The sequence below is a fragment of the Citrobacter werkmanii genome, from assembly GCF_008693645.1.
Classification (GTDB): Bacteria; Pseudomonadota; Gammaproteobacteria; order Enterobacterales; family Enterobacteriaceae; genus Citrobacter; species Citrobacter werkmanii.
Genome location: NZ_CP044101.1, coordinates 1,821,356 through 1,846,047, shown reverse-complemented (window position 1 = coordinate 1,846,047; position 24,692 = coordinate 1,821,356). Strand labels below are relative to the sequence as shown.

The 24,692-nt window shown below is 52.5% G+C and carries 25 protein-coding genes, 5 tRNA genes and 1 other RNA gene; 10 read left to right on the top strand and 21 right to left on the bottom strand.

What is annotated here, in order from left to right:
• Positions 1-76: 76 nt before the first annotated feature.
• Entirely contained in the window at positions 77-1,072 is a 996-nt protein-coding gene (gene pgl, locus FOB24_RS09365) for a 6-phosphogluconolactonase (RefSeq protein ID WP_150344812.1), read from the bottom strand.
• A 165-nt stretch (positions 1,073-1,237) separates the two neighbouring features.
• On the opposite strand from pgl, the gene FOB24_RS09360 reads away from it, so the two are divergent.
• Entirely contained in the window at positions 1,238-2,056 is an 819-nt protein-coding gene (locus FOB24_RS09360) for a pyridoxal phosphatase (RefSeq protein ID WP_087857615.1), read from the top strand.
• On the opposite strand, the gene modC is transcribed toward FOB24_RS09360, so the two are convergent.
• From modC to FOB24_RS09340, 4 genes are all read right to left on the bottom strand, one after another.
• On the bottom strand, positions 2,057-3,115 hold the full coding sequence (modC, locus tag FOB24_RS09355; protein ID WP_038638999.1) for a molybdenum ABC transporter ATP-binding protein ModC: 1,059 nt from the start codon (positions 3,113-3,115) through the stop codon (positions 2,057-2,059).
• A 2-nt stretch (positions 3,116-3,117) separates the two neighbouring features.
• Positions 3,118-3,807, bottom strand: a complete 690-nt coding sequence (modB, locus tag FOB24_RS09350) for a molybdate ABC transporter permease subunit (RefSeq protein ID WP_038638996.1) — start codon at positions 3,805-3,807, stop codon at positions 3,118-3,120.
• Positions 3,807-4,580: a molybdate ABC transporter substrate-binding protein gene (gene modA / locus FOB24_RS09345; RefSeq protein WP_087857616.1), complete on the bottom strand. Its 774-nt coding sequence runs from the start codon at positions 4,578-4,580 to the stop codon at positions 3,807-3,809. The genes modB and modA overlap by 1 nt, the downstream gene beginning before the upstream one ends.
• Positions 4,581-4,778: 198 nt before the next feature.
• Positions 4,779-4,928, bottom strand: coding sequence for an AcrZ family multidrug efflux pump-associated protein (locus FOB24_RS09340; RefSeq protein ID WP_003023026.1), 150 nt, complete (start codon positions 4,926-4,928; stop codon positions 4,779-4,781).
• A gap of 130 nt (positions 4,929-5,058) precedes the next feature.
• Between FOB24_RS09340 and modE the strand changes: the two genes are divergently transcribed.
• From modE to gpmA, 7 genes are all read left to right on the top strand, one after another.
• Positions 5,059-5,847 (top strand): molybdenum-dependent transcriptional regulator, encoded by a 789-nt coding sequence (gene modE / locus FOB24_RS09335; RefSeq protein WP_085047483.1) that lies wholly within the window; start codon positions 5,059-5,061, stop codon positions 5,845-5,847.
• Between the two features lie 67 nt (positions 5,848-5,914).
• The gene (gene modF, locus FOB24_RS09330; protein WP_150344811.1) at positions 5,915-7,387 is read left to right on the top strand and encodes a molybdate ABC transporter ATP-binding protein ModF; all 1,473 of its coding nucleotides are present in this window, start codon (positions 5,915-5,917) and stop codon (positions 7,385-7,387) included.
• A 217-nt stretch (positions 7,388-7,604) separates the two neighbouring features.
• A complete protein-coding gene (galE, locus tag FOB24_RS09325; protein WP_038638984.1) occupies positions 7,605-8,621 on the top strand; it encodes a UDP-glucose 4-epimerase GalE in 1,017 nt (338 codons plus the stop codon).
• 9 nt (positions 8,622-8,630) lie between these two features.
• The gene (gene galT, locus FOB24_RS09320; protein WP_038638980.1) at positions 8,631-9,677 is read left to right on the top strand and encodes a galactose-1-phosphate uridylyltransferase; all 1,047 of its coding nucleotides are present in this window, start codon (positions 8,631-8,633) and stop codon (positions 9,675-9,677) included.
• Between the two features lie 3 nt (positions 9,678-9,680).
• Complete coding sequence (gene galK, locus FOB24_RS09315) at positions 9,681-10,829, top strand: galactokinase (RefSeq protein WP_150344810.1); 1,149 nt, start codon at positions 9,681-9,683, stop codon at positions 10,827-10,829.
• Positions 10,823-11,863: a galactose-1-epimerase gene (gene galM, locus FOB24_RS09310; protein ID WP_150344809.1), complete on the top strand. Its 1,041-nt coding sequence runs from the start codon at positions 10,823-10,825 to the stop codon at positions 11,861-11,863. Before galK ends, galM begins: the two co-directional genes overlap by 7 nt.
• 227 nt (positions 11,864-12,090) lie before the next feature.
• On the top strand, positions 12,091-12,843 hold the full coding sequence (gene gpmA / locus FOB24_RS09305; RefSeq protein ID WP_038638971.1) for a 2,3-diphosphoglycerate-dependent phosphoglycerate mutase: 753 nt from the start codon (positions 12,091-12,093) through the stop codon (positions 12,841-12,843).
• A 105-nt stretch (positions 12,844-12,948) separates the two neighbouring features.
• On the opposite strand, the gene aroG is transcribed toward gpmA, so the two are convergent.
• Positions 12,949-14,001: a 3-deoxy-7-phosphoheptulonate synthase AroG gene (gene aroG / locus FOB24_RS09300; RefSeq protein ID WP_038638968.1), complete on the bottom strand. Its 1,053-nt coding sequence runs from the start codon at positions 13,999-14,001 to the stop codon at positions 12,949-12,951.
• A 316-nt stretch (positions 14,002-14,317) separates the two neighbouring features.
• On the opposite strand from aroG, the gene FOB24_RS09295 reads away from it, so the two are divergent.
• Positions 14,318-14,692 carry a YbgS-like family protein gene (locus FOB24_RS09295; RefSeq protein ID WP_038638965.1) on the top strand — a complete coding sequence of 125 codons (375 nt, stop codon included), beginning with the start codon at positions 14,318-14,320 and terminating at the stop codon, positions 14,690-14,692.
• A 113-nt stretch (positions 14,693-14,805) separates the two neighbouring features.
• The gene (gene zitB / locus FOB24_RS09290) at positions 14,806-15,747 is read left to right on the top strand and encodes a CDF family zinc transporter ZitB (RefSeq protein ID WP_069323184.1); all 942 of its coding nucleotides are present in this window, start codon (positions 14,806-14,808) and stop codon (positions 15,745-15,747) included.
• Here the strand turns inward: zitB and pnuC are convergent.
• The 15 genes from pnuC to ybgC form a co-directional block, all read right to left on the bottom strand.
• Entirely contained in the window at positions 15,744-16,463 is a 720-nt protein-coding gene (gene pnuC, locus FOB24_RS09285; protein ID WP_087857619.1) for a nicotinamide riboside transporter PnuC, read from the bottom strand. The genes zitB and pnuC overlap by 4 nt on opposite strands.
• A 26-nt stretch (positions 16,464-16,489) precedes the next feature.
• Positions 16,490-17,533: a quinolinate synthase NadA gene (nadA, locus tag FOB24_RS09280; protein ID WP_150344808.1), complete on the bottom strand. Its 1,044-nt coding sequence runs from the start codon at positions 17,531-17,533 to the stop codon at positions 16,490-16,492.
• A 276-nt stretch (positions 17,534-17,809) separates the two neighbouring features.
• A non-coding RNA gene (locus tag FOB24_RS09275) (RtT sRNA) lies at positions 17,810-17,935 on the bottom strand.
• Positions 17,936-17,964: 29 nt separating this feature from the next.
• Positions 17,965-18,040 (bottom strand) — tRNA-Lys (locus FOB24_RS09270).
• A gap of 132 nt (positions 18,041-18,172) precedes the next feature.
• Positions 18,173-18,248: transfer RNA gene (locus tag FOB24_RS09265), tRNA-Lys, on the bottom strand.
• A 146-nt stretch (positions 18,249-18,394) separates the two neighbouring features.
• Positions 18,395-18,470 (bottom strand) — tRNA-Lys (locus tag FOB24_RS09260).
• A gap of 3 nt (positions 18,471-18,473) precedes the next feature.
• Positions 18,474-18,549 (bottom strand) — tRNA-Val (locus FOB24_RS09255).
• 137 nt (positions 18,550-18,686) lie between these two features.
• A tRNA-Lys gene (locus FOB24_RS09250) sits at positions 18,687-18,762 on the bottom strand.
• Between the two features lie 165 nt (positions 18,763-18,927).
• Positions 18,928-19,716, bottom strand: coding sequence for a cell division protein CpoB (cpoB, locus tag FOB24_RS09245; protein WP_038638952.1), 789 nt, complete (start codon positions 19,714-19,716; stop codon positions 18,928-18,930).
• 9 nt (positions 19,717-19,725) lie between these two features.
• The gene (gene pal / locus FOB24_RS09240) at positions 19,726-20,244 is read right to left on the bottom strand and encodes a peptidoglycan-associated lipoprotein Pal (RefSeq protein WP_006685431.1); all 519 of its coding nucleotides are present in this window, start codon (positions 20,242-20,244) and stop codon (positions 19,726-19,728) included.
• A 34-nt stretch (positions 20,245-20,278) separates the two neighbouring features.
• A complete protein-coding gene (tolB, locus tag FOB24_RS09235) occupies positions 20,279-21,571 on the bottom strand; it encodes a Tol-Pal system beta propeller repeat protein TolB (RefSeq protein ID WP_038638949.1) in 1,293 nt (430 codons plus the stop codon).
• 128 nt (positions 21,572-21,699) lie between these two features.
• The gene (gene tolA / locus FOB24_RS09230) at positions 21,700-22,956 is read right to left on the bottom strand and encodes a cell envelope integrity protein TolA (RefSeq protein ID WP_038638946.1); all 1,257 of its coding nucleotides are present in this window, start codon (positions 22,954-22,956) and stop codon (positions 21,700-21,702) included.
• 64 nt (positions 22,957-23,020) lie between these two features.
• Positions 23,021-23,449 carry a colicin uptake protein TolR gene (tolR, locus tag FOB24_RS09225; protein ID WP_003022978.1) on the bottom strand — a complete coding sequence of 143 codons (429 nt, stop codon included), beginning with the start codon at positions 23,447-23,449 and terminating at the stop codon, positions 23,021-23,023.
• 3 nt (positions 23,450-23,452) lie between these two features.
• Positions 23,453-24,145 carry a Tol-Pal system protein TolQ gene (gene tolQ / locus FOB24_RS09220; RefSeq protein WP_003022976.1) on the bottom strand — a complete coding sequence of 231 codons (693 nt, stop codon included), beginning with the start codon at positions 24,143-24,145 and terminating at the stop codon, positions 23,453-23,455.
• The gene (gene ybgC, locus FOB24_RS09215; protein ID WP_003831439.1) at positions 24,142-24,546 is read right to left on the bottom strand and encodes a tol-pal system-associated acyl-CoA thioesterase; all 405 of its coding nucleotides are present in this window, start codon (positions 24,544-24,546) and stop codon (positions 24,142-24,144) included. Before ybgC ends, tolQ begins: the two co-directional genes overlap by 4 nt.
• Between the last annotated feature and the right edge of the window lie 146 nt (positions 24,547-24,692).

The following is a 24,692-nucleotide window of genomic DNA, read 5'->3' as shown; positions in this document are numbered from 1 at the left end:
TTCTCTGATGTAAACCCGGCAGACTCATGCTCTGCCGGGCAATGTGCCGGATACTCATCCGGCATTAGACGCAATATTAGTACGCGTTAACCACCACCCACATCGGGCCTTGTCCTACCGCGTAACGACCTTTCTCCGTCAGCAACCCTTGTTCGCCAGCAATCTCGTACACCGCGATGTGATGAGATTTTTGCCCGGCGGCAATCAGGTATTTACCGCTGTGGTCGATATTAAAACCGCGTGGTTGCGTTTCGGTCGGCTGGAAGCCTTCTTTAGTCAGCACGCTTCCGTCTTCTGAGACGCTAAACACCGTAATCAGACTGGCGGTACGATCGCAGGCATACAAATGACGACCATCCGGCGTAATATGAATATCTGCCGCCCATCGGGTATCGGAGAAATCAGCAGGCATCATATCCAGCGTCTGTACGCATTCAATTTTGCCGTGCGGATCTTTCAGCTCCCAGACGTCAACTGAGCTGTTCAGCTCATTCACGCAATAGGCGTATTGCTTATTCGGATGGAACACCATATGACGCGGACCCGCGCCTTCCACGGTGGTCACTTCTGCCGGCTCCTGCGCGACCAGATGACCATCATCACTGACGTCAAACAGACAGATACGATCCTGTTTCAAAGCCGGAACCCACAGAGTACGGTTATCCGGAGAGATGTTGGCCGAGTGGCAACCATCAAGACCGTCAACCACATCCAGGAGCTCCACCGGCAGACCATTTTCCAGACGCGTGACGCTGACGCTGCCCGCATTATAGGAACCGACAAACACGAAGCGCCCCTGACGATCGGTAGAAATATGCGTCGGACTACCCGGCAGCGCAGATTCCGCAACGAAGGTCAGCGCACCGTCATCAGGCGCAATACGATATGCCAGAACACGAAACTCCGGACGCACACCGACATAGAGATAGCGCTTATCCGGGCTGACGACCATCGGCTGTACCTGACCCGGTACATCAACCACCTGGGTCAGCGTCAAAGACCCATCGTGATTCAGGCTCCAGACATGAATTTGCTGACTCTCAGGACTGGCGGTATAAACGGTTTGTTTCATGAATACTCCTTTGCTTGTTGGCAGGTGGCTGCAATTGCCTGACACACGCCTAAGGTAGACGCTTTTAACGGTGAATGCTTAATCAAGACTCAGAATTTTGTCCGGCTCCCGTCTCGGTGTACCATTCCAGCAGACACAATTCTCAACCTTAATCTGGAAAAACCTATGACCGCACGCGTGATTGCCCTGGATTTAGACGGTACCTTGCTGACCCCGAAAAAGACCTTGTTGCCATCCTCTCTTGAAGCGCTCTCACGCGCCAGAGAAGCAGGCTACCAACTTATCATTGTCACAGGTCGCCATCACGTTGCTATTCATCCTTTTTATCAGGCACTGGCGCTGGATACACCTGCAATTTGCTGCAACGGCACTTACTTGTATGATTATCATGCAAAAAGGGTACTGGAATCCGATCCCCTCCCGGTTGACCAGGCATTGCAGCTCATCGAAATGCTGGATGAACATCAAATTCATGGACTGATGTATGTTGACGAGGCCATGCTGTATGAGCGTCCGACCGGGCATGTGGTGCGTACCGCTAACTGGGCGCAAACGCTACCGCCGGAACAGCGCCCAACCTTTACCCAGGTTCCTTCGCTGGCGCAGGCCGCGCATGATGTCAACGCCGTGTGGAAATTTGCCCTGACCGACGAAGATATTCCAAAACTGCAGCAGTTTGGTAAAGACGTTGAACAACAACTGGGGCTGGAGTGTGAATGGTCCTGGCATGATCAAGTCGACATTGCCCGTAAAGGTAACAGCAAAGGGCGACGTCTTACTCAGTGGATCGAAGCGCAGGGTGGGTCAATGGAAAATGTGATCGCCTTTGGCGACAACTTTAACGATATCAGCATGCTGGAAGCCGCAGGCACCGGCGTGGCGATGGGTAACGCTGATGACGCGGTCAAAGCCCGCGCCAACATCGTGATTGGTGACAATACCACCGACAGCATCGCGAAGTTTATCTACACCCACCTGCTGTAATCAGGCGGTGATCGACACGCTCTTAATTTGCGCGTACAGCCACAGGCCAGGTTTGATGCCAAGCTCATCCCTGGCCCACGGGCTGATCCTCGCCCACAGCGTTTTCCCGCCCACCTCAAGCTGCACTTCCACCTGACCGTTATCGTCATAGCACTGGGCGACCTTCGCACGCAGTATGTTACGAATACTGGTCTGCTGCGGCGGCTGGAGTACCAGCGAAACATCAGACGCCTGAATGCGAATGCGCAGCACGGATTGCAGCGGCTGCTCAAGCTTGTTGACCCACAGATGCTGATCGCCCAGCGCCAGCGCGGTCATCGCATAGTGAGGATGATGCTCCAGCACGCTGACTTTCAGAATACTGCTCTGCTGTTCTTTCGGCAGCCAGGGGTGCATTACGCTACTCCCCCAGACGTCCTCCAGCGAACCAAATGCTTTGACCTGCCCGTTTTCCAGCACCATCACTTTGTCTGCCAGGTGCAAAATTTCATCAAGCGAGTGGCTGACATACAGCATCGGAATATTAATTTCACGCGCCAGTCGTTGCAGATAAGGTAGCAGTTCGCGTTTGCGCGGAATATCCAGTGAGGCTAACGGTTCATCAAGCAGCAATAACTCTGGCGCGGTAAGCAGCGCCCGACCAATAGCAACGCGCTGTTTTTCGCCGCCGGAAAGACTTCCCGGTAGGCGATCGAGCAGCGGTTCAATGCCCAGCAGCGCCACCAGCTTATCAAACTGCCCGGCCATGCTTTTCGCCATACCGTAACGCAGGTTACCGCGCACCTTATAATGGGGAAACAGACGCGCATCCTGGAATACATAACCCACCCGACGCTTTTCAGGCGTTAAGCAGATTCCGTTTTCAACATCGTTTAACACCCGACCGTTAAGCACAATACGTCCGGACTGCGGCTGCGTCAGACCGCTGATGGCGTTAATCAGCGACGTTTTTCCCGCGCCGGAGACACCAAAAATAGCGGTAATCCCACTGGCAGGCAGCGTTTCGTTGAGCGTCAGGCAATGGGTTCCCAACGTCTGGGAGAAGTTAAGTTCCAGCATGATTATCGCCCCGTCCGCTCACGGCTAATACGCGCCAACCATTCAGAAATCAGCAGTGAAATCAGCGCCAACACAATAGAAATAATGCATAACCTTGCCGCTGCGCTTTCGCCGCCAGGCGTTTGGATCAGGGTATACATCGCCGAGGGGATAGTGCGGGTTTCGCCAGGAATATTGGAGACAAAGGTAATCGTTGCGCCGAATTCCCCGAGGGAACGCGCGAACGCCAGCACCGTCCCGACAATAATGCCGGGCAACATCAGCGGTAAGGTAATGGTCATGAATACGCGCCAGCGTCCGGCCCCGAGCGTTCGGGCCGCCTGCTCCAGCTTGACGTCGACGCCTTCCAGCGCCAGACGAATGGCCCGTACCATAAGAGGGAAAGACATCACCGCCGCAGCCAGCACCGCACCGCGCCAGCTAAAGGCAAAGGTGATGCCAAACCAGTCATACAGCCGCTCGCCGATAAATCCGCGCCGCCCCATGGCGACTAACAGCAGATACCCCACCACCACCGGCGGCAGCACCAACGGCAAATGCAGAACGCTGTCGAGCAGCGCTTTACCCGGGAAGGTGCATCGCACAAGCAGCCAGGCAAAGAAGATCCCAAACGGCAGACTAAACAACACGGCCAGGGAAGAAACTTTCAGGCTCAGTATGACGGCCTGCCATTCAGGATCGGTCAGTATCATTACTTGGTCGTAAATCCATAACGTTTAAAGATTTCAGCAGCCTGCGGTCCTTTCAGGTAATCATAGAACGCGCTGACCGTTGCGTTTTTGTGCCCATCAACAATCGCGATAGGGTATTCCACTTTTTTGTGTGAATCTTCCGGGAAGGTCGCGACAACCTTGACGCCTTTGCTGGCGACAGCATCGGAACCATAGACGATCCCCAGCGGCGCTTCGTTACGTTCTACCAGCGCCAGCGCACCGCGAACGTCTTCCGCAGGTGCCAGTTTCGGCGCCAGAGTATCCCATGCGCCCAGTTTTTGCAGTGCTTCCTTGGCATAAATGCCTGCCGGAACATGTTCCGGATCGCCGACAGCCAGGCGTCCACCATTCAGCAAATGGGTCCAGTTGGTTTTACTGTCGATAGTAAAGTCTTGCTGGGCGCTGGCTTTCGGCGCCACCACCACCAGACTGTTGCCTAACAGCGTTGCACGCGTGGCGGTATCCATCGATTTTTTATCGACCGCATAATCCATCCATTTCTGATCGGCAGAAATAAACAGGTCAGCAGGCGCGCCTGCTTCAATCTGACGCGCCAGCGTAGAAGACGAGGCAAAAGAGGAGACGACGTCAACGTTCTTCTCTTTTTTGTATTGCGTCGCAATATCCTGCATCGCGTTGGTGAGCGAAGCCGCTGCGAATACCGTGATTTTCCCTTCATCCGCCAATGCATGTCCTGCGACAGAAAGAGAAAGCGTCGCCCCTGCAAACAAGCGTAACCATGTGCGTGCCATCTGTAGCTCCTTTGAGTTTCGTTATGTACGCGCAAATATAACGGTTAAGCCAGAATTTTCCCAGCGGTTATTGATACCAATTAGAGGTTACACCATGAAAATATCGGCACGAGAAGCAGGATCTTGAGAAACTGTTGCCAGAGAAAACGGGCTGAAAGGCAAAAATATAAACGCCCGACTGAGCGGGCGTTTGGGGAATCAATGATTCTGTCTGGACTGGTCTTTCTGACCGATACCGGAAAAAATGTTGAACACTTCACCCAATCCGTAAATCAGACCCAGAATGATGGCCATCACCACAGGTACCATGATTACGGCGAATACCAGACTTTTCAATAACTCTAACATGGTCAACTCCAGATATAGTCCTTAGTTGTATTCTAACCACATCGCGCAGAAAAGCACTCCCCTTTTGTGCGGTTGGCTTTGCGCGCACGCGGTTTTCCGTCACAATACCCTTTTTTGCCAGGAGCTTGTGATGCAGGCCGAAATCCTTCTTACGCTGAAACTTCAGCAAAAACTGTTTGCCGATCCCCGTCGCATTTCTCTGCTTAAGCACATTGCGCTTTCCGGCTCCATCAGTCAGGGCGCGAAGGATGCGGGTATCAGTTATAAAAGCGCCTGGGACGCGATTAACGAAATGAACCAGCTCAGTGAGCAAACGCTGGTTGAGCGCGCCACCGGCGGTAAAGGCGGCGGCGGCGCGGTGTTGACGCGTTACGGCCAGCGTCTGATCCAACTGTATGATTTGCTCGCACAAATTCAACAAAAAGCGTTTGATGTGTTGAGCGATGACGATGCGCTGCCGCTCAATAGCCTGCTGGCAGCCATTTCCCGCTTTTCACTGCAAACCAGCGCCCGTAACCAATGGTTTGGCACGATTACCGCTCGCGACCACGACCAGGTACAACAGCATGTCGACGTCCTGTTGGCCGATGGCGAAACGCGCCTGAAGGTGGCGATTACTGCGCAAAGCGGTGAGCGTTTGGGTCTTGAGGAAGGCAAAGAAGTATTAATTCTGTTGAAAGCACCGTGGGTAGGCATTACCCAGGACGAGGCTATCGCTCAGGCCGCTGATAATCAGTTGCATGGAACGATTAGTCATATCGAACGTGGCGCAGAACAATGTGAGGTGTTAATGACGTTGCCAGACGGCCAGACGCTGTGTGCGACGCTGCCAGTGGAGCAGACTCACGCTTTAGCGGAAGGTGCTAACGCAACAGCATATTTTAATGCTGACAAAGTGATTATTGCGACGCTGTGCTGAGTTAATTGACATTAGCCTGAAGAACACGTATCCCTGTCATTAATTGCTGCAAATAATGGGATACAAAATGTCATCATTGCAAATTTCGCAAGGCACGTTTCGTCTTAGCGACACAAGAACGCTCCAGTTAGATGCGTTGACATTACACGCGGGTGATAGCTGGGCGTTTGTGGGCTCTAACGGCAGCGGGAAATCCGCGCTGGCCCGTGCGCTGGCAGGAGAATTGCCGCTACTGAAAGGTGAGCGGCACTGTCAGTTTACACGTATTACCCGACTCTCCTTCGAGCAGCTACAAAAGCTGGTCAGCGACGAGTGGCAGCGAAACAACACCGATCTTCTCAGCCCCGGTGAAGATGACACCGGGCGTACCACCGCAGAAATCATTCAGGATGAGGTCAACGACCCCACTCGCTGCGCTGCGCTGGCGCAGCAGTTTGGTATTTCTTCCCTGCTCAACAGGCGTTTCAAATACCTTTCCACCGGTGAAACACGCAAAACCCTGCTCTGTCAGGCGTTAATGTCCGCACCGGATTTACTGATCCTTGATGAGCCTTTTGACGGGCTGGACGTGGCGTCCCGTCGCCAGTTAGCAGAACTGCTCGCTGAACTGCACCAGACCGGTTTTACACTGGTACTGGTGCTTAACCGCTTTGATGAGATTCCCGAGTTCGTGCAATTTGCCGGCGTACTTGCCGATTGCACGTTGACTGAAACCGGCGCAAAAGCAGACCTTCTGCAACAGGCATTAATCGCTCAACTTGCCCATAGTGAACGCCTGGAAGGCATCCAATTACCCGAGCCGGACGAGCCTTCGGTCCGTCGCACGCTGTCCGATAACGCGCCACGTATTGTGCTTAACGATGGCACCGTCTCGTATAACGATCGCCCTATCCTGCATCATCTGAGCTGGCAGGTAAATCCGGGGGAACACTGGCAAATCGTCGGCCCCAACGGAGCGGGAAAATCAACCCTACTGAGTTTAATCACCGGCGATCACCCCCAGGGTTACAGCAACGATTTAACGCTGTTTGGCCGCCGTCGGGGTAGTGGCGAAACTATCTGGGATATTAAAAAACACATCGGCTACGTCAGCAGTAGCCTGCATCTCGATTACCGGGTCAGTACGACGGTACGCAATGTGATTCTCTCCGGCTACTTTGACTCAATCGGCATCTATCAGGCCGTCTCTGACAGACAGCACAAACTGGTCCAGCAGTGGCTGGATATTCTGGGCATGGATAAACGTACCGCGGATGCGCCGTTCCACAGTCTTTCCTGGGGGCAGCAACGGCTGGCGTTGATTGTGCGTGCGCTGGTTAAACACCCGACTCTGTTAATCCTCGACGAGCCTTTGCAAGGACTGGACCCGCTCAATCGCCAACTGATTCGTCGGTTTGTGGATGTACTGATCGGTGAAGGCGAAACCCAACTGCTGTTTGTCTCCCACCATGCTGAAGACGCCCCGGCCTGCATTACCCATCGACTGGAGTTTGTGCCCGAGGGCGATGTCTACGCCTATCAACAAACCTCTCTGCGTTAATTTTCATTTGAGGGCGTTTAACACGCCCTTTTTTCTGCATTTTTTTCAGATAAACTCCGAGATAACAACTTAACCTTATGATTTAAAATAAAATAACCAATGCAAACGAGTGAAAACATCACTGTGTAAACGATTCCACTAATTTATTCCATGTCACACTTTTCGCATCTTTGTTATGCTATGGTTATTGCATACCATAGGCTTAACGGAGCGAATTATGAGAGTATTGGTTACAGGTGGTAGCGGTTACATAGGAAGCCACACTTGCGTGCAGTTGCTGAAAAACGGTCACGAGGTGGTGATCCTGGATAACCTCTGCAACAGCAAGCGCAGCGTTCTGCCCGTCATCGAGCGTTTAGGCGGCAAGCACCCGACTTTCGTGGAAGGGGATATTCGTAACGAAGCGCTGATAACCGAAATTCTGCACGATCATGCCATTGACACGGTCATCCATTTTGCCGGTTTAAAAGCCGTTGGCGAGTCCGTTGCCAAGCCGCTGGAATACTATGACAACAACGTCAACGGGACGCTGCGTCTGGTGAATGCCATGCGCGCCGCTAACGTGAAAAACTTCATTTTCAGCTCCTCCGCGACCGTCTATGGCGATCAGCCGCAAATTCCTTACGTTGAAAGTTTCCCCACCGGCACACCACAAAGCCCGTATGGCAAAAGTAAGCTGATGGTTGAACAGATCCTGACCGATCTGCAAAAAGCACAGCCCGACTGGAGTATCGCCTTACTGCGCTACTTCAACCCGGTTGGCGCGCATCCGTCAGGCGATATGGGTGAAGACCCGCAAGGTATTCCAAACAACCTGATGCCTTACATCGCACAGGTTGCCGTTGGCCGCCGCGAGTCCCTTGCCATATTTGGCAACGACTACCCTACCGAAGATGGCACCGGCGTTCGCGACTATATCCACGTAATGGATCTTGCAGATGGCCACGTCGCCGCGATGGAAAAACTGGCGGGCAAACAGGGCGTGCATATTTACAACCTCGGGGCGGGCATCGGCAGCAGCGTGCTGGATGTGGTCAACGCCTTCAGTAAAGCCTGCGGTAAACCGGTGAATTACCATTTTGCCCCGCGTCGTGATGGCGATCTTCCTGCCTACTGGGCAGATGCCAGTAAAGCCGATCGCGAGCTCAACTGGCGCGTAACTCGCACCCTGGATGAAATGGCGCAAGACACCTGGCACTGGCAATCACGCCATCCGCAGGGATATACGGATTAAGGATCAATCATGACGCAATTCAATCCTGTCGATCATCCACACCGCCGTTTTAACCCGCTCACCGGGCAGTGGATCCTCGTCTCACCGCATCGTGCAAAACGCCCCTGGCAAGGGGCGCAGGAAACACCATCTAAGCAGGTTCTACCCGCACATGACCCGGACTGCTTCCTGTGTGCAGGCAATACACGTGTTACCGGCGATAAAAACCCGGATTACACCGGGACCTATGTTTTTACTAACGACTTTGCCGCGCTGATGTCCGATACCCCGGACGCGCCGGACAGCCACGATCCGTTAATGCGCTGTCAGAGCGCGCGCGGTACCAGCCGCGTGATTTGCTTTTCGCCCGATCACAGCAAAACGCTGCCGGAACTCAGCGTGCCTGCGCTAACAGAAATCGTGAAAACGTGGCAGGAACAGACGGCAGATTTAGGCAAAACCTATCCCTGGGTGCAGGTCTTTGAGAATAAAGGCGCGGCAATGGGGTGTTCGAACCCCCATCCCCACGGACAGATTTGGGCCAATAGCTTTCTGCCCAACGAAGCCGAACGTGAAGATCGCCTGCAAAAAGCGTACTTCGCCGAACAGGGCGCTCCGATGCTCCTTGATTACGTCCAGCGTGAACTGGCTGATGGTAGCCGTACGGTCGTTGAAACAGAACACTGGCTGGCAGTCGTGCCCTATTGGGCGGCATGGCCGTTCGAAACGCTGCTGCTGCCAAAAGCGCATGTCCTGCGTATCACCGATTTGACCGACGAACAGCGCGCTGATCTGGCGCTGGCGTTGAAAAAACTGACCAGTCGTTACGACAACCTGTTCCAGTGCTCATTCCCCTACTCCATGGGCTGGCACGGCGCACCGTTTAACGGTGAAGAAAACCAACACTGGCAGTTGCACGCACACTTTTATCCGCCGCTGCTGCGTTCGGCAACCGTGCGCAAATTTATGGTCGGTTACGAAATGCTGGCGGAAACCCAGCGCGACCTGACAGCAGAACAAGCGGCTGAACGACTGCGTGCGGTCAGCGACATCCATTTTCGCGAATCCGGAGTTTAAATAATGAGTCTGAAAGAAAAAACACAATCTCTGTTTGCTGAAACATTTGGCTACTCTGCCACCCATACTATTCAGGCACCGGGCCGTGTAAACCTGATTGGCGAACATACCGATTATAACGACGGATTCGTTCTGCCCTGCGCTATCGACTATCAAACCGTGATTAGCTGTGCGGCACGCGATGACAGAAAAGTTCGCGTTATCGCGGCTGACTACGATAATCAAATGGACGAGTTCTCTCTGGACGCGCCAATTATCGCTCATGACAGCCAGCAGTGGTCAAACTACGTGCGTGGCGTGGTGAAGCATCTGCAAAAGCGTAATAACGCCTTTGGCGGCGCGGATCTGGTGATCAGCGGTAATGTGCCTCAGGGCGCAGGCTTAAGCTCTTCGGCTTCGCTGGAAGTGGCGGTAGGCACCGTGTTCCAGCAGCTTTATCATCTGCCGCTCGACGGGGCGCAGATTGCTCTGAACGGCCAGGAAGCTGAAAACCAGTTTGTCGGCTGCAACTGCGGCATTATGGATCAGTTGATCTCCGCGCTTGGCAAGAAAGATCATGCGCTGCTGATCGACTGCCGTACGCTGGGCACCAAAGCCGTTTCCATGCCTGAAGGCGTGGCGGTGGTAATCATCAACAGCAATTTTAAACGTACGTTGGTGGGTAGCGAGTACAACACCCGTCGCGAACAGTGTGAAACCGGGGCGCGTTTCTTCCAGCAACCTGCCCTGCGTGACGTCAGCTTTGAAACCTTTAGCGCAGTTGCTCACGAACTGGATCCGATTGTCGCCAAACGCGTTCGTCACGTGATCACGGAAAACGCGCGTACCGTGGAAGCTGCGAATGCGCTGGAAAAAGGCGACCTGTTACGCATGGGTCAGCTGATGGCGGAATCTCACGCTTCAATGCGCGATGACTTTGAAATTACCGTGCCGCAAATTGATACGCTGGTTGAGATTGTCAAAGCAACCATCGGCGATAAAGGTGGTGTTCGTATGACAGGCGGCGGCTTCGGGGGCTGTATTGTGGCGCTGATCCCGCAAGATCTGGTGCCTGCCGTGCAGCAGGCCGTCGCCGAACAGTACGAAGCTAAAACCGGTATTAAAGAAACATTTTACGTCTGTAAACCTTCACAAGGAGCCGGACAATGTTAAACGAAATTCCCGTAATGGCGCCCGACGGTCAGCCGTTCCGCCTGCTTACCCTGCGTAACGACGCAGGGATGGTGGTCACGCTCATGGACTGGGGCGCAACGCTGCTCTCTGCGCGTATTCCACTTAGCGATGGTAGTGTGCGCGAAGCCCTGCTCGGTTGCGCCAGTCCGGAGCAATACCCGGAACAGGCCGCGTTTCTGGGGGCTTCCATTGGCCGCTACGCTAACCGTATCGCCAACAGCCGCTATACCTTTGACGGCGAAACCATTGAATTGCTGCCAAGCCAGGGTGATAACCAACTGCACGGCGGACCGAACGGTTTCGACAAACGTCGCTGGCAGATAGTGAATCAGAATGACCGTCAGGTGCTGTTTGCCTTAACGTCTGACGATGGCGACCAGGGTTTCCCTGGGAATCTTTGCGCCACCGCGCAGTATCGCCTGACTGACGATAATCGGATTTCGATAACCTACCGTGCCACGGTTGATAAGCCCTGCCCGGTAAATCTGACGAATCATGTCTATTTTAATCTCGACGGTGACAAAACGGATGTGCGCCAGCACAAGCTGCAAATTCTGGCGGATGAGTATTTACCCGTAGACGAAATGGGCATCCCGCATGACGGGCTGAAATCCGTCGCCGGAAGCACTTTTGATTTCCGTTCCCCGAAAATCATCGCCAGCGAATTTCTGGCCGATGACGATCAGCGCAAGGTAAAAGGTTACGATCACGCCTTCCTGCTCCAGGCACAAGGCAATGCGCGTACTCCGGCGGCTCAGGTTTGGTCTCAGGATGAAAAACTGCAGATGGTGGTTTACACCTCAGCCCCGGCATTGCAGTTTTACTCAGGAAACTTCCTTGGCGGTACGCCTTCACGTGGGCCGGAGGCCTATGAAGACTGGCAAGGTCTGGCGCTGGAAAGTGAGTTTCTGCCAGACAGCCCGAATCATCCAGAATGGCCACAGCCGGACTGCTTCCTGCGCCCGGGTGAAGAGTATACCAGCGTGACGGAATATCAGTTTATTCCTGCCTGACAGTTCATCCTGACAGGCCCGATAGAATTTATCGGGCCTGTTGTTTGTTTTCCGCAGCAAACCCGCTTCCCCCCATCATCCAAAGACAAAATCGCAACCTTGAGTTCACAAGAACCTTACACTGTGGCGCTATTTTCGCTATGGTTATGCGTAAGCATTGCCGCTGACTCATTACGGCAATATAATGAGAATTATTATCATTAAATATGATTGATAGGAGTGAGTGTATGGCTGTAACTAAGCTGGTTCTGGTACGACACGGTGAAAGTCAGTGGAACAACGAAAACCGTTTTACCGGTTGGTATGACGTTGATCTGTCCGAGAAAGGCGTAGGTGAAGCAAAAGCGGCCGGTAAACTGCTGAAAGAGGAAGGCTATAGCTTTGATTTTGCCTATACCTCTGTGCTGAAACGTGCCATCCATACCCTTTGGAACGTCCTGGACGAACTGGATCAGGCCTGGCTGCCGGTTGAGAAATCCTGGAAACTGAACGAGCGTCATTACGGCGCGCTACAGGGTCTGAACAAAGCAGAAACCGCTGAAAAATACGGTGACGAGCAGGTTAAGCAATGGCGTCGCGGCTTTGCGGTTACCCCACCGGAACTGACCAAAGATGACGAGCGTTATCCGGGTCACGACCCGCGTTATGCCAAACTGACTGACAAAGAACTACCGCTCACCGAAAGCCTGGCGCTGACCATCGATCGCGTGATTCCTTACTGGAACGAAACCATTCTGCCGCGTATGAAAAGCGGTGAGCGCGTAATTATCGCTGCTCACGGTAACTCCCTGCGCGCGCTGGTGAAGTACCTGGATAACATGAGCGAAGATGAAATCCTCGAACTGAACATCCCGACCGGCGTACCGCTGGTGTATGAGTTTGACGAAAACTTTAAGCCGATTAAACACTACTATCTGGGTAACGCTGACGAGATCGCGGCAAAAGCCGCAGCCGTTGCTAACCAGGGTAAAGCGAAGTAATTTTTTCGCTCCCAATAAAAAAGCGTGGAATGCTCCACGCTTTTTTTATTGCCGGATGGCGGCGTTGCCTTATCCGGCCTACCGAGGCTAACCCGGATGAGTTTTTTACCCGCGGCGCGCTTTTACCGCTTCCGCCAACTGGCGTAACACCGCATCGGTATCTTCCCAGCCAATGCAGGCATCGGTGATGCTCTTGCCGTAGGTCAGGGGTTCACCGCTATCCGGGTTCTGATTACCTTCAACCAGATGGCTTTCAATCATCACGCCAATAATTGCTTTTTCGCCACCGGCAACCTGCCCGCAAACGTCTTTCGCAACATCCATCTGCTTTTTGAACTGCTTGCTGGAGTTGGCATGGCTAAAGTCGATCATCACCTGCGGAGAAAGCCCCGCTTTGACCAAACCTTCTTTCACGTCGGCAACGTGCTGAGCGCTGTAATTCGGCTCTTTGCCGCCGCGCAGAATGATATGGCAATCGCCATTACCGCTGGTATTCACAATCGCCGAATGGCCCCATTTGGTTACAGACAGGAAGCAATGCGGCGCCCCGGCAGCATTGATTGCATCAATGGCGACTTTGATGGTGCCATCAGTACCGTTTTTAAAACCAACCGGGCAGGACAAACCTGACGCCAATTCACGGTGTACCTGAGATTCTGTAGTACGTGCGCCAATTGCGCCCCAGCTCATAAGATCGGCAAGATATTGTGGGGTGATCATATCCAGGAACTCGCCTGCGGCCGGCAAACCACTGTCGTTGATATCCAGCAGCAGTTTACGGGCAATGCGCAGACCGTCGTTGATCTGGAAGCTGTTATCCATGTGCGGATCGTTGATAAGTCCTTTCCAGCCTACGGTTGTACGCGGTTTTTCAAAATAGACGCGCATGACGATTTCAAGTTCGCCTTTTAACTCTTCACGTAGCGCCAGCAAGCGAGCGGCATACTCTTTAGCCGCTGCCGGATCATGAATAGAACACGGCCCAATCACCACCAGCAGACGATCGTCACTGCCTTTGAGAATTTTATGAATCGCCTTACGGGCATGCGCCACCGTATTGGCGGCATTTTCAGTAGCGGGGAATTTTTCCAGCAGTGCGACCGGGGGTAATAATTCGTTGATCTCTTTAATGCGTAAATCGTCGTTCTGATAATTCATGATTATTCCAGCGTTGCCATACTTATATAAATGAATGCAATCCCTCCAATCTATATCTTCAGTCATAAAGTGTAAACGGGGTTTTACACTTTGGACGGATTAATCCTGGAATAGGCCCAAAAAACGCAATAAAGTAGCGAAAAAAGAGATCCAGACTACAATTTATAACTGCAACAGCTTAAATTCTCATAAATTTCAAGATTCTATGCTGGTTTTAATTTGCATAGCAAAACTATTAACCATGTCCTGCTGATGTACTGGCACATGCACTGTTGGAAGACGTTATCCGACATCTCAATCATAACAGGAGCATAATATGCATATGACAAAGCTGACTTCACTCTTTTTGACGGCCACACTCAGCCTCGCCAGCGGCGCGGCGCTCGCAGCTGACACCAACACGCAGTCGAATAACGGCCAGGCAAATTCCGCGGCAGATGCCGGTCAAGTCGCGCCAGACGCGCGCGAAAACGTTGCGCCAAATAATGTCGATAACAACAACGTGAATTCGGGTGGCACAATGCTGCATCCGGACGGTTCATCAATGAACCATGAAGGAATGACCAAAGACGAGGTGCATAAAAACACCATGTGTAAGGACGGACGCTGCCCGGATGTGAATAAAAAAGTTGAGACCGGAAACGGCATCAATAATGATGCCGACACCAAAACTGACGGTACTACCCAGTAACGCTGAAAATAAAGCTAATAACGGGAGAGCAATAGCTCTCCTTTTTAATTTTATCATCCCAAAAACGGTATCATGACATACAGTAAAGGTGAGAATAACAAAGGGATGGCATAATGGCGCACTCACATACTCATACTTCCCCTGAGCAACCTAAGGACAATAATGCCCGCAGATTGCTTTTCGCATTCTGCATTACAGCCGGATTTATGCTGGTTGAAGTGGTGGGTGGAATTATTTCAGGCTCGCTGGCGTTACTGGCTGATGCCGGACATATGCTCACAGATGCCGCCGCGCTTCTATTTGCCCTGCTGGCGGTCCAGTTCTCCAGACGCCCGCCCACTATAAGGCACACTTTCGGCTGGTTGAGACTCACAACATTAGCCGCGTTTGTTAACGCCATCGCATTGGTTGTGATCACCATTTTAATCGTCTGGGAGGCGATTGAGCGCTTCCATACGCCACGTCCCGTAGCGGGCGGCATGATGATGATCATTGCTGTCGCGGGTTTACTGGCGAACGTGCTCGCTTTTTGGGTTTTACATCGCGGCAGTGAAGAGAAAAACCTTAACGTCCGCGCCGCAGCGCTACACGTAATGGGCGATTTGCTCGGCTCGGTTGGAGCAATCATCGCTGCGCTGATTATTATCTGGACGGGCTGGACGCCAGCGGACCCAATTCTCTCGATTCTGGTTTCCGTGCTGGTACTGCGTAGCGCCTGGCGGTTATTGAAAGATAGCGTAAATGAATTACTGGAAGGCGCTCCGCTTACATTGGATATTGCCGCATTGCAGCGCCATCTCAGCCGGGATATCCCCGAAGTTCGCAATGTGCATCATGTACACGTCTGGATGGTAGGTGAAAAACCGGTCATGACGCTGCATGTGCAGGTGGTCCCGCCGCACGATCACGACGCGCTGCTGGAGCGTATTCAACATTTCCTGATTCATCACTACCAGATTGAACACGCCACGATCCAGATGGAATATCAGCCGTGCAATGGGCCGGACTGCCACCTGTATCAGGGCGTGTCCGGCCATGCACATCATCACCATTAATGGGACAGCGCGTGGGAACCCCGCTCACGCGCGCTGTTAATCCACAACCTGCTTCCGTTCAGGGCGATAACCGTCAGGATCATATATTCCAGTGACATGGCATATACGCCTTGCAGAGCAAAGATCACTACGCTAATGACGTTAATGATCACCCACAACAGCCAGTTTTCAACGTATTTGCGCGTCATCAGGATCATCGCCACAATCGACAGCACCATCATGCAGGAATCCCAGAACGGGAATGCATCGGGTTGCAACTCTGGAGCCGCTACCTGTAATCCCAGCCCCTGCATAATGTTCACGGCAATACGTGTCAAAAATGCAAACACCGGATCGATATAGACCGACATCAGGCCAATCGCCACCACGCAAGCAGCCAGCCAACCGATCGCTTTCGGTAACGGCAACCAGCGTATTTTCAACTCTGCCTCATGCTGGTTGGTTTGCCGGGACCAGGCATACCAGCCGTAGATATTCGCGACAAAAAAGAAAACCTGCAGCAACAGGCTGGCATAGAGCTGGATCTGAAAGAAGATAATCGCAAACAGCGTGACGTTTATCAGTCCGAAGACGTAATTACTGATTTTCTCAAGGCTCGCCAGGCCAATACACAATAATCCGGCGATCGTCCCCACGGCTTCGATCCACGACAGATCGTAACCGCCCGCACCGATCGGAATATGTACCAGAATGTTCTGCGTGCTAAAAAAGTCCATCTTTTCCCCCAGAGCAAATAAATTAATTAAGCCCGAAGTGTAGCCGCAAATTCCAACATGCGGTTTAACGGCAGCAATGCACCTTCTCGCAGCGCTGCATCTACATGTATCTCGTGAGCAGTCCCCCCTTGCTCCAGACCCTCAGCAATCGCCTTGAGGCCGTTCATCGCCATCCACGGACAATGCGCGCAACTGCGACAGGTTGCCCCTTCGCCAGCCGTTGGCGCTTCAAGCAACTCTTTATCGGGAACAGCTTGCTGCATTTTGTAAAAAATACCCCGGTCTGTCGCCACTATCAGTTGCTGGTGCGGTAACGATTTTGCTGCGTTGATTAACTGGCTGGTTGACCCGACCGCATCGGCCATATCAACGATGGACTGAGGGGACTCCGGATGCACCAGCACGGCGGCATTGGGGTAAAGCGCTTTCATGCGTGTTAAAGCCTGAGTTTTAAACTCGTCGTGGACGATACACGCCCCCTGCCAACAAAGAACGTCTGCACCGGTCTGTTTTTGCACGTAGTTGCCCAGATGTCTGTCCGGGGCCCAGATGATTTTTTCACCCAAACTATCAAGATGCTCAATAAGTTCAACCGCAATACTGGAGGTCACGACCCAGTCGGCACGTGCTTTAACTGCTGCTGAGGTATTGGCGTAAACCACTACGGTGCGATCCGGATGCGCGTCGCAAAACGCGCTGAACGCATCAATCGGACAACCCAGATCTAATGAACATTCTGCCAGCAGGGTTGGCATCAGGATGGTCTTTTCCGGGCTGAGAATTTTGGCGGTTTCTCCCATAAATCTCACGCCCGCAACCAACAGCGTAGAAGCGGGATGTTTTGAGCCGAACCGCGCCATCTCCAGAGAATCAGAAATACAGCCGCCGGTCTCTTCGGCCAACTGTTGGATTTCAGGATCGGTGTAATAGTGCGCGACCATAACGGCATCACGCTCTTTCAGCAGGCGCTTGATTTTTTCACGGTAAAATTGTTTTTCGTCCGCACTCAGCGGTGCTGGCTTCGGCGGAAATGGATAAATTGCAGCTTCAGGATCAAACATCACGCTCATCTTGCTTTCTCGTTTTACTGGCTTAACGAAATAACCGATTAAAAGCGTGACACACGCCATATTCGGTTTAGTTTGTTTTATATGCTAAACAAGATAGCGGATTAGTGCAGAAAAGTCACAATAATTGCGTGTGATGAGTACCGGATGGTGACTGGCGTCTTATCCGGCCTACATTTGGCACCCGTAAGCCTGATAAGCGAAGCGCATCAGGCAAGCAGGTTCGAATCTTCCATATTGCAGATAGCAAAAAGGCGCCTTTAGGGCGCCTTTTTACACTGGTGGGGCGTGCAGGATGACTCGCTTCGCTCGCCCTTCGGGTCGTCGCCGTAAACGGCTCCGTTGTCTCACTACGTTCGACCCGAACCTGCTGCAGGTTCGAATCTTTCATATTGCAGATAGCAAAAAGGCGCCTTTAGGGCGCCTTTTTACACTGGTGGGGCGTGCAGGATTCGAACCTGCGACCAATTGATTAAAAGTCAACTGCTCTACCAACTGAGCTAACGCCCCTTTATAGGGTTTACTTCTTTATACTTTCAGGATGGTGGGTCGTGCAGGATGACTCGGCTTCGCCTCGCCCTACGGGCCGTCGCTTACGCAACGTTATCCTTCACGGCTTACTATCGCTTTCACCAGAAACATTGGTGGGTCGTGCAGGATTCGAACCTGCGACCAATTGATTAAAAGTCAACTGCTCTACCAACTGAGCTAACGACCCGCTCGGATGTCACCTGAAAAAATTTTACTCGGAACCACCAGGAATTGGTGGGGCGTGCAGGATGACTCGACTTAGTCTCGCCCTGGCGGGCCGTTGCTAAAGCAACGTTATCCTTCACGTTTAACATCTGAGTACGATGTTAAAGTTGGTGGGGCGTGCAGGATTCGAACCTGCGACCAATTGATTAAAAGTCAACTGCTCTACCAACTGAGCTAACGCCCCGAGTGGTGGGTGATGACGGGATCGAACCGCCGACCCCCTCCTTGTAAGGGAGGTGCTCTCCCAGCTGAGCTAATCACCCGATACTACGCTGGATACTACTTACTAACTGAGTTAGTGGTGGGTCGTGCAGGATGACTCGACTTCGTCTCGCCCTACGGGCCGTTGCTTACGCAACGTTATCCTTCACGTTTTACTATCGCGTTCCACCAGAACGATTGGTGGGTCGTGCAGGATTCGAACCTGCGACCAATTGATTAAAAGTCAACTGCTCTACCAACTGAGCTAACGACCCACTTTTTTCGCCGCTTTCAGGCTGTTTGATATCCCTTGGCAACGGCGGCATATATTACTGATTTCAGATTTTAGCGCAACAAAAATTTCGAGGTAAATAACTCAACTGCTTAGGAATCACACGACGCGACCAGAAATAACACGATTTCTGGTCGCATGGTGGTCATTACATCGCGTTAAGGCGTTTTTGCGCTTGTTTCGCGCCATCAGTGCCAGGATATTTAGTGATAACCTGCTGATAAACCGCTTTAGCTTTTGCTGTGTCGCCCTTGTCCTGCATGATGACGCCGACTTTATACATCGCGTCTGCAGCCTTAGGTGATTTTGGGAAGTTTTTAACTACCGAAGCGAAATAGAACGCGGCATCATCTTTTTTACCCTTGTTGTAATTCAACTGACCCAGCCAATAATTGGCATTTGGCAGGTAAGTAGAGTCCGGGTACTTTTTGATGAAGTTCTGAAATGCTTCAATCGCGTCATCCTGACGGGATTTATCCTGTACCAGGGCGATTGCTGCATTGTAATCGGTATTCGCATCGCCAGTTTGTGCCGGAGCCCCTGACGTTGCCGCAGCCCCCGCATCAGGCGCAGGGGTCGCCGCCCCGCTCTGATCCCCACCCGCAGACTGCGCCGCAGGCGCGCTACCGCTGCCAAGATTATTCATCTGCAGCAATATCTGTTTCTGACGTTCAACAACCTGATTCAGTTGATACTGATTTTCCTGAATTTGACCACGCAGAGAGTCAATATCGGACTGATTATCGGAGAGTTGTTGCTGGAGTTGGGTTAAAAGCTGACTGTGAGCGTTAGAAATACGCTCGAGTTGAGTGACACGGTCTTCGACCGAGCCTGAGCCGACACTACTGATTGGCGCCTGTGCAAAAGCGGCCCAGGGGGCCGCTATGCCAACCAGTAACGACAGACTCAACAAATGATGTCTGAAGTTACTGCTCATGCAATTCTCTTAGTAAACCAGTACGGCACGACGGTTTTTGGAGTAAGCCGCTTCGTCATGACCCAGTACTGCAGGTTTTTCTTTACCGTAAGAAACGATGGAGATCTGGTCAGCAGAAACGCCTTTACCCTGCAGGTACATCTTAACGGCGTTTGCACGACGCTCACCCAGGGAAATGTTGTACTCAGGAGTACCACGTTCGTCCGCATGACCTTCTACGGTGACTTTGTAAGACGGGTTGCTACGCAGGAAGTTAGCGTGCGCATCCAGCATTGCAGCGAAGTCAGAACGGATATCGTACTTGTCCAGATCGAAGTAAACGATGTTGTTCTGCTGCAGCTGCTGCATCTGAAGACGCGCTTGCTCTTCAGAAGACATGTTGCCGCTGCCGTTTGCATCCATACCAGTGCCGGCACCCAGCATGCCTTCGCTGCCGTCATTGCTGGCGTTCTTGTTAGAAGAACATGCCGCAATAGCCATAACAGGCAGAGCAATCATCAGCCCTTTCAGCACTTTGTTCAGTTGCATTTCAATGATTCCTTTATTAATCAATTATTTATTATCACAGATACGGCGACCAGGCAGGGAATTTAACCTGACCATCAGTTGCCGGAAGACGCGCTTTGAAACGCCCATCTGTAGAAACCAAATTCAGCACGGATCCCATCCCCTGAGAAGAGCTGTAGATTACCATAGTGCCGTTAGGTGCCAGACTTGGCGTTTCATCCAGGAACGTTGACGACAGAACTTGTACGCCACCCGCTACCAGATCTTGTTTGGCAATGTGTTGCTGACCGTTGGCCGAGCTTACCATTACCATAAATTTACCGTCGCTGCTCACATCCGCATCCTGGTTTTGCGAACCTTCCCAGGTAATACGCTGCGGAGCACCGCCGTTGACGTTAACTTTGTATACCTGCGGACGACCGGCCTGGTCAGAAGTAAAGGCCAGATTCTGGCTGTCCGGGAACCAGGTAGGTTCAGTGTTGTTGCTGCGTCCATCCGTCACCTGACGGATTTGACCAGAGCCAATGTCCATGACATACAGGTTCAGGCTACCGGTTTTAGACAGGGCAAACGCCAGTTTGCTGCCATCCGGAGAAAACGCAGGTGCGCCGTTGTGACGCGGGAAAGAAGCGACCTGACGAACAGCGCCATTAGACAACGTCTGAATAACCAGCGCAGAACGACCGCTTTCGAAGGTCACGTAAGCCAGTTTTGAACCGTCCGGAGACCACGCCGGAGACATCAGCGGCTGCGGAGAACGGTGAACCACGAACTGGTTGTAACCATCGTAGTCGGACACGCGTAATTCGTACGGGAACTGACCGCCGTTGGTCTGGACAACATACGCGATACGGGTACGGAATGCGCCCTTAATGCCGGTCAGTTTTTCAAATACTTCGTCACTGGCTGTATGGCCCGCGTAACGCAGCCATTGCTTGTTCACTTTATAGGTGTTCTGCGCCAGTACGGTACCCGGCGCGCCGCCGGTATCAACCAGTTGATAAGCCACGCTGTAGGAGCCATCCGGATTCGGCGTTACCTGCCCGACCACGACGGCATCAATACCCAGCGCAGACCATGCAGCAGGTTGAACTTCCGCCGCGGTGCCCGGCTGCTGCGGCAGACGAGAACGGTCTAATGGGTTAAATTTACCGCTGTTACGCAGGTCAGCGCCTACGATACCACCGATATCTTCAGGTGCAGCACCCGGCCCTGCCCACTGGAATGGGACAACGCCAATCGGGCGTGCCGAGTCCACCCCCTGGGTGATCTCGATACGTACTTCTGCATGCAGCACTGCTGCCCACAGCATCAGAAAACCAAATGCTACTCGTAATGCCTGCTTCATCATATCTCCCTTATCTGGACGGAACGCCCACGATAATTTAGCAGAATGTTAACAAACTCAAATACACAAAACTACCAGAACTCTGTCTCAACCTTAGACTGTTTCCCCCGATTTCTCAGGGGTTGTTATTACAGTTTAAAGTCCAGTTTGGCATCTTTTACTTTTTCATAAACAGCCTGGCTAGGCGGTTTAGGAATTCTGGCTGTTTTCGCAGCCGTCAGCGCAGCCTGGCACAATGCCGGATCGCCGCCCTCTTCGGTCACATCCAGTAACAGACCATCGGGTGCTAACTTGATATGTAGCACGCAAGATTTGCCCGCATACAAATCAGCACCATACAGACGGCTCTGGATCGCATTACGAATTTGAGAGGCGTAAGCACTGATATCAGCGCCAGATGCGCCGCCATTTGCACCACTTGTACCACTATCTTTCGCCGGCTGACCGTTTCCTTTCGCTCCACCACCTGATTTCGGCGCATTCTTACCGGAGCTTAAGTCACCCAACAGGTCGTCAACGCCCGAGGCCGCAGCGGCCTTCTCAGCAGCCGCTTTTTTCGCAGCAGCGGCTTTATCTGCCGCAGCTTTCTTGTCAGCAGCAGCTTTGTCAGCGGCAGCTTTCTTGTCTGCAGCGGCTTTTTCCGCAGCGGCTTTCTTTTCAGCCGCCGCTTTTTCAGCAGCAGCTGCTTTTGCGGCAGCGGCTTTTTCTGCTTTTTCGGCGGCAGCTTTTTCTGCTGCAGCTTGCTTAGCGGCTTCAGCCTGGGCTTTCTTCGCGGCGTCTGCGGCAGCCTTAGCGGCTTGTGCTTCGGCAACTTTCTTCGCATCAGCGGCGGCTTTAGCGGCTTCAGCCTCAGCTTTTTTCTGTGCGTCCGCAGCGGCTTTCTTCGCGGCATCTGCCGCTTGTTTCGCCTGTGCATCCGCCTTGGCCTTCGCGTCTGCAGCAGCCTTCGCCGCAGCTTCTTCAGCCTGTTTCTGCTGCTCTTGCGCTTTCGCGGCGGCAGCTTCAGCCTGTTTCTGCTGTTCCGCTTGTTCGCGCACTTTTTCCTGCGCGGCTAAACGTTCTTTTTCCAGCTGCTTCAGGCGCTCTTGCTCAGCGGCCTGTTTCTCGCGAAGTTCTTCAGCCTGTTGCTGCGCCTGTTTTTCACGCTGCTCTTCTGCACGTTTCGCACTTGCCTGCTGTTGCTGCTGCCTGTCGTACTGTTGCACAACGGCGCCAGGATCAACCATAACGGCGTCGATGGACGAACCGCCACCGCCGCCGGCTGAAGCATCAATGTGCTCATCGAACGAACTCCAGATAAGCGCTGCAAATAAAATGACATGCAGCACCGCTGAAATAATTATCGCCCTTTTGAGCTTGTCGTTTTGTTCGGTTGCCTTTGACACTCTCGGTTCCCAAAAAACTGTTCGCCTGTTACGCGCTATCTTTCAAGCCAGCAATACGCAGACATCAGATTGGCTGCGTCATCAAGCCAACCGATTTCACGCCTGCACTGTGTAACAAGTTCAGCGCTTTAATTATTTCATCATAAGGCACGTCTTTCGCACCACCGATTAAAAAGACCGTTTTCGGATTGGTCTGCAGGCGGCTTTTCGCTTCCGCAATAACCTGCTCCGGCGGCAGTTGATCCATACGATCTTTTTCAACCACCACGCTGTATTGCCCAATACCGGAAACTTCAATAATGACCGGAGGTTCGTCGTTACTGCTGACGGCTTGCGATTCGGTCGCATCCGGCAGATCGACTTCCACACTCTGGGTAATGATCGGTGCGGTTGCCATAAAGATCAGCAGCAGCACCAGCAGTACGTCGAGCAGCGGTACAATATTGATTTCGGACTTAAGTTCGCGACGACCTCGTCCACGCGTTCTGGCCATGGCTTACCCCTTGTTGCTCTCGCTAACGGTAAACGCCTGGCGGTGCAGAATCGCGGTAAACTCTTCCATAAAGTTGTCGTAATTCAGTTCCAGCTTGTTCACGCGCTGATTCAGTCGGTTGTAAGCCATAACCGCCGGGATTGCCGCAAACAGACCGATAGCCGTCGCAATCAACGCTTCCGCGATACCCGGTGCGACCATTTGCAACGTTGCCTGTTTTACCGCGCCCAGCGCGATAAACGCGTGCATGATCCCCCAAACGGTACCGAACAGACCGATATACGGACTGATGGAGCCGACGGTGCCGAGGAATGGAATATGCGTTTCCAGCGTTTCCAGTTCACGGTTCATCGAGATTCGCATCGCACGGGATGCCCCCTCAACGACCGCTTCCGGCGCATGGCTATTGGCCCTGTGCAAACGCGCAAATTCTTTGAATCCGCTATAAAAAATTTGTTCCGATCCCGCCAAATTATCACGACGCCCCTGACTTTCCTGATACAGGCGTGACAACTCAATACCAGACCAGAACTTGTCTTCAAATGCTTCTGCTTCACGTGAAGCGGCATTCAGAATACGGGTCCGCTGGATAATAATGGCCCAGGATGCGATTGAGAAACCAATCAAAATCAACATGATAAGTTTAACCAGAAGGCTTGCCTTCAGGAACAAATCAAGGATATTCATGTCAGTCACTGCTTAAACTCCGCGACAATAGACTTGGGAAGCGCACGAGGCTTCATTTTGAGTGGATCAACGCAAACAATCAGAACTTCGGCTTCATTCAGCACGGTGTTCTCTGCGTTGACAATGCGTTGCGTGAAAACCAATGAGGTGCCACGCATTGACGTAATTTCGGTTTGGACTTCGAGCATATCGTCGAGCCGCGCAGGCGCAAAATACTCAAGAGTCATCTTGCGCACCACAAAGGCTACGCGCTCTGCCAGCAGCACCTGCTGACTGAAGTGATGATGACGCAGCATCTCTGTGCGTGCTCTTTCATAAAAAGCGACGTAGCTGGCGTGGTAAACCACCCCACCGGCATCAGTGTCTTCATAGTAGACACGAACCGGCCATCGAAACATATACTTATTCATTCTTACTGCCTCTTTGTTGGCTTCGTCCACTCACACCCGTTGCTTACCCTGGTAAGCGCCTGGTGACTCGCGTTTTTGCCGCCGCGATGCATCAAGAATGTCGTTGTATATCGCGCTGTCTTCACTGTACATCCCGGTAATGCAAC

Excerpts from the sequence above, each read along its gene's own strand:
- gpmA (WP_038638971.1), top strand. The coding sequence starts at position 12,091 with ATGGCTGTAACTAAGCTGGTTCTGGTACGACACGGTGAAAGTCAGTGG.
- nadA (WP_150344808.1), bottom strand. The coding sequence starts at position 17,533 with ATGAGCGTGATGTTTGATCCTGAAGCTGCAATTTATCCATTTCCGCCG.
- ybgC (WP_003831439.1), bottom strand. The coding sequence starts at position 24,546 with ATGAATAAGTATATGTTTCGATGGCCGGTTCGTGTCTACTATGAAGAC.
- modA (WP_087857616.1), bottom strand. The coding sequence starts at position 4,580 with ATGGCACGCACATGGTTACGCTTGTTTGCAGGGGCGACGCTTTCTCTT.
- tolB (WP_038638949.1), bottom strand. The coding sequence starts at position 21,571 with ATGAAGCAGGCATTACGAGTAGCATTTGGTTTTCTGATGCTGTGGGCA.
- galM (WP_150344809.1), top strand. The coding sequence starts at position 10,823 with ATGTTAAACGAAATTCCCGTAATGGCGCCCGACGGTCAGCCGTTCCGC.
- modC (WP_038638999.1), bottom strand. The coding sequence starts at position 3,115 with ATGCTGGAACTTAACTTCTCCCAGACGTTGGGAACCCATTGCCTGACG.
- pnuC (WP_087857619.1), bottom strand. The coding sequence starts at position 16,463 with ATGGACTTTTTTAGCACGCAGAACATTCTGGTACATATTCCGATCGGT.
- cpoB (WP_038638952.1), bottom strand. The coding sequence starts at position 19,716 with ATGAGCAGTAACTTCAGACATCATTTGTTGAGTCTGTCGTTACTGGTT.
- modF (WP_150344811.1), top strand. The coding sequence starts at position 5,915 with ATGTCATCATTGCAAATTTCGCAAGGCACGTTTCGTCTTAGCGACACA.
- tolR (WP_003022978.1), bottom strand. The coding sequence starts at position 23,449 with ATGGCCAGAACGCGTGGACGAGGTCGTCGCGAACTTAAGTCCGAAATC.
- FOB24_RS09340 (WP_003023026.1), bottom strand. The coding sequence starts at position 4,928 with ATGTTAGAGTTATTGAAAAGTCTGGTATTCGCCGTAATCATGGTACCT.
- modB (WP_038638996.1), bottom strand. The coding sequence starts at position 3,807 with ATGATACTGACCGATCCTGAATGGCAGGCCGTCATACTGAGCCTGAAA.
- aroG (WP_038638968.1), bottom strand. The coding sequence starts at position 14,001 with ATGAATTATCAGAACGACGATTTACGCATTAAAGAGATCAACGAATTA.
- FOB24_RS09295 (WP_038638965.1), top strand. The coding sequence starts at position 14,318 with ATGCATATGACAAAGCTGACTTCACTCTTTTTGACGGCCACACTCAGC.
- pal (WP_006685431.1), bottom strand. The coding sequence starts at position 20,244 with ATGCAACTGAACAAAGTGCTGAAAGGGCTGATGATTGCTCTGCCTGTT.
- galK (WP_150344810.1), top strand. The coding sequence starts at position 9,681 with ATGAGTCTGAAAGAAAAAACACAATCTCTGTTTGCTGAAACATTTGGC.
- zitB (WP_069323184.1), top strand. The coding sequence starts at position 14,806 with ATGGCGCACTCACATACTCATACTTCCCCTGAGCAACCTAAGGACAAT.
- galE (WP_038638984.1), top strand. The coding sequence starts at position 7,605 with ATGAGAGTATTGGTTACAGGTGGTAGCGGTTACATAGGAAGCCACACT.
- FOB24_RS09360 (WP_087857615.1), top strand. The coding sequence starts at position 1,238 with ATGACCGCACGCGTGATTGCCCTGGATTTAGACGGTACCTTGCTGACC.
- pgl (WP_150344812.1), bottom strand. The coding sequence starts at position 1,072 with ATGAAACAAACCGTTTATACCGCCAGTCCTGAGAGTCAGCAAATTCAT.
- modE (WP_085047483.1), top strand. The coding sequence starts at position 5,059 with ATGCAGGCCGAAATCCTTCTTACGCTGAAACTTCAGCAAAAACTGTTT.
- galT (WP_038638980.1), top strand. The coding sequence starts at position 8,631 with ATGACGCAATTCAATCCTGTCGATCATCCACACCGCCGTTTTAACCCG.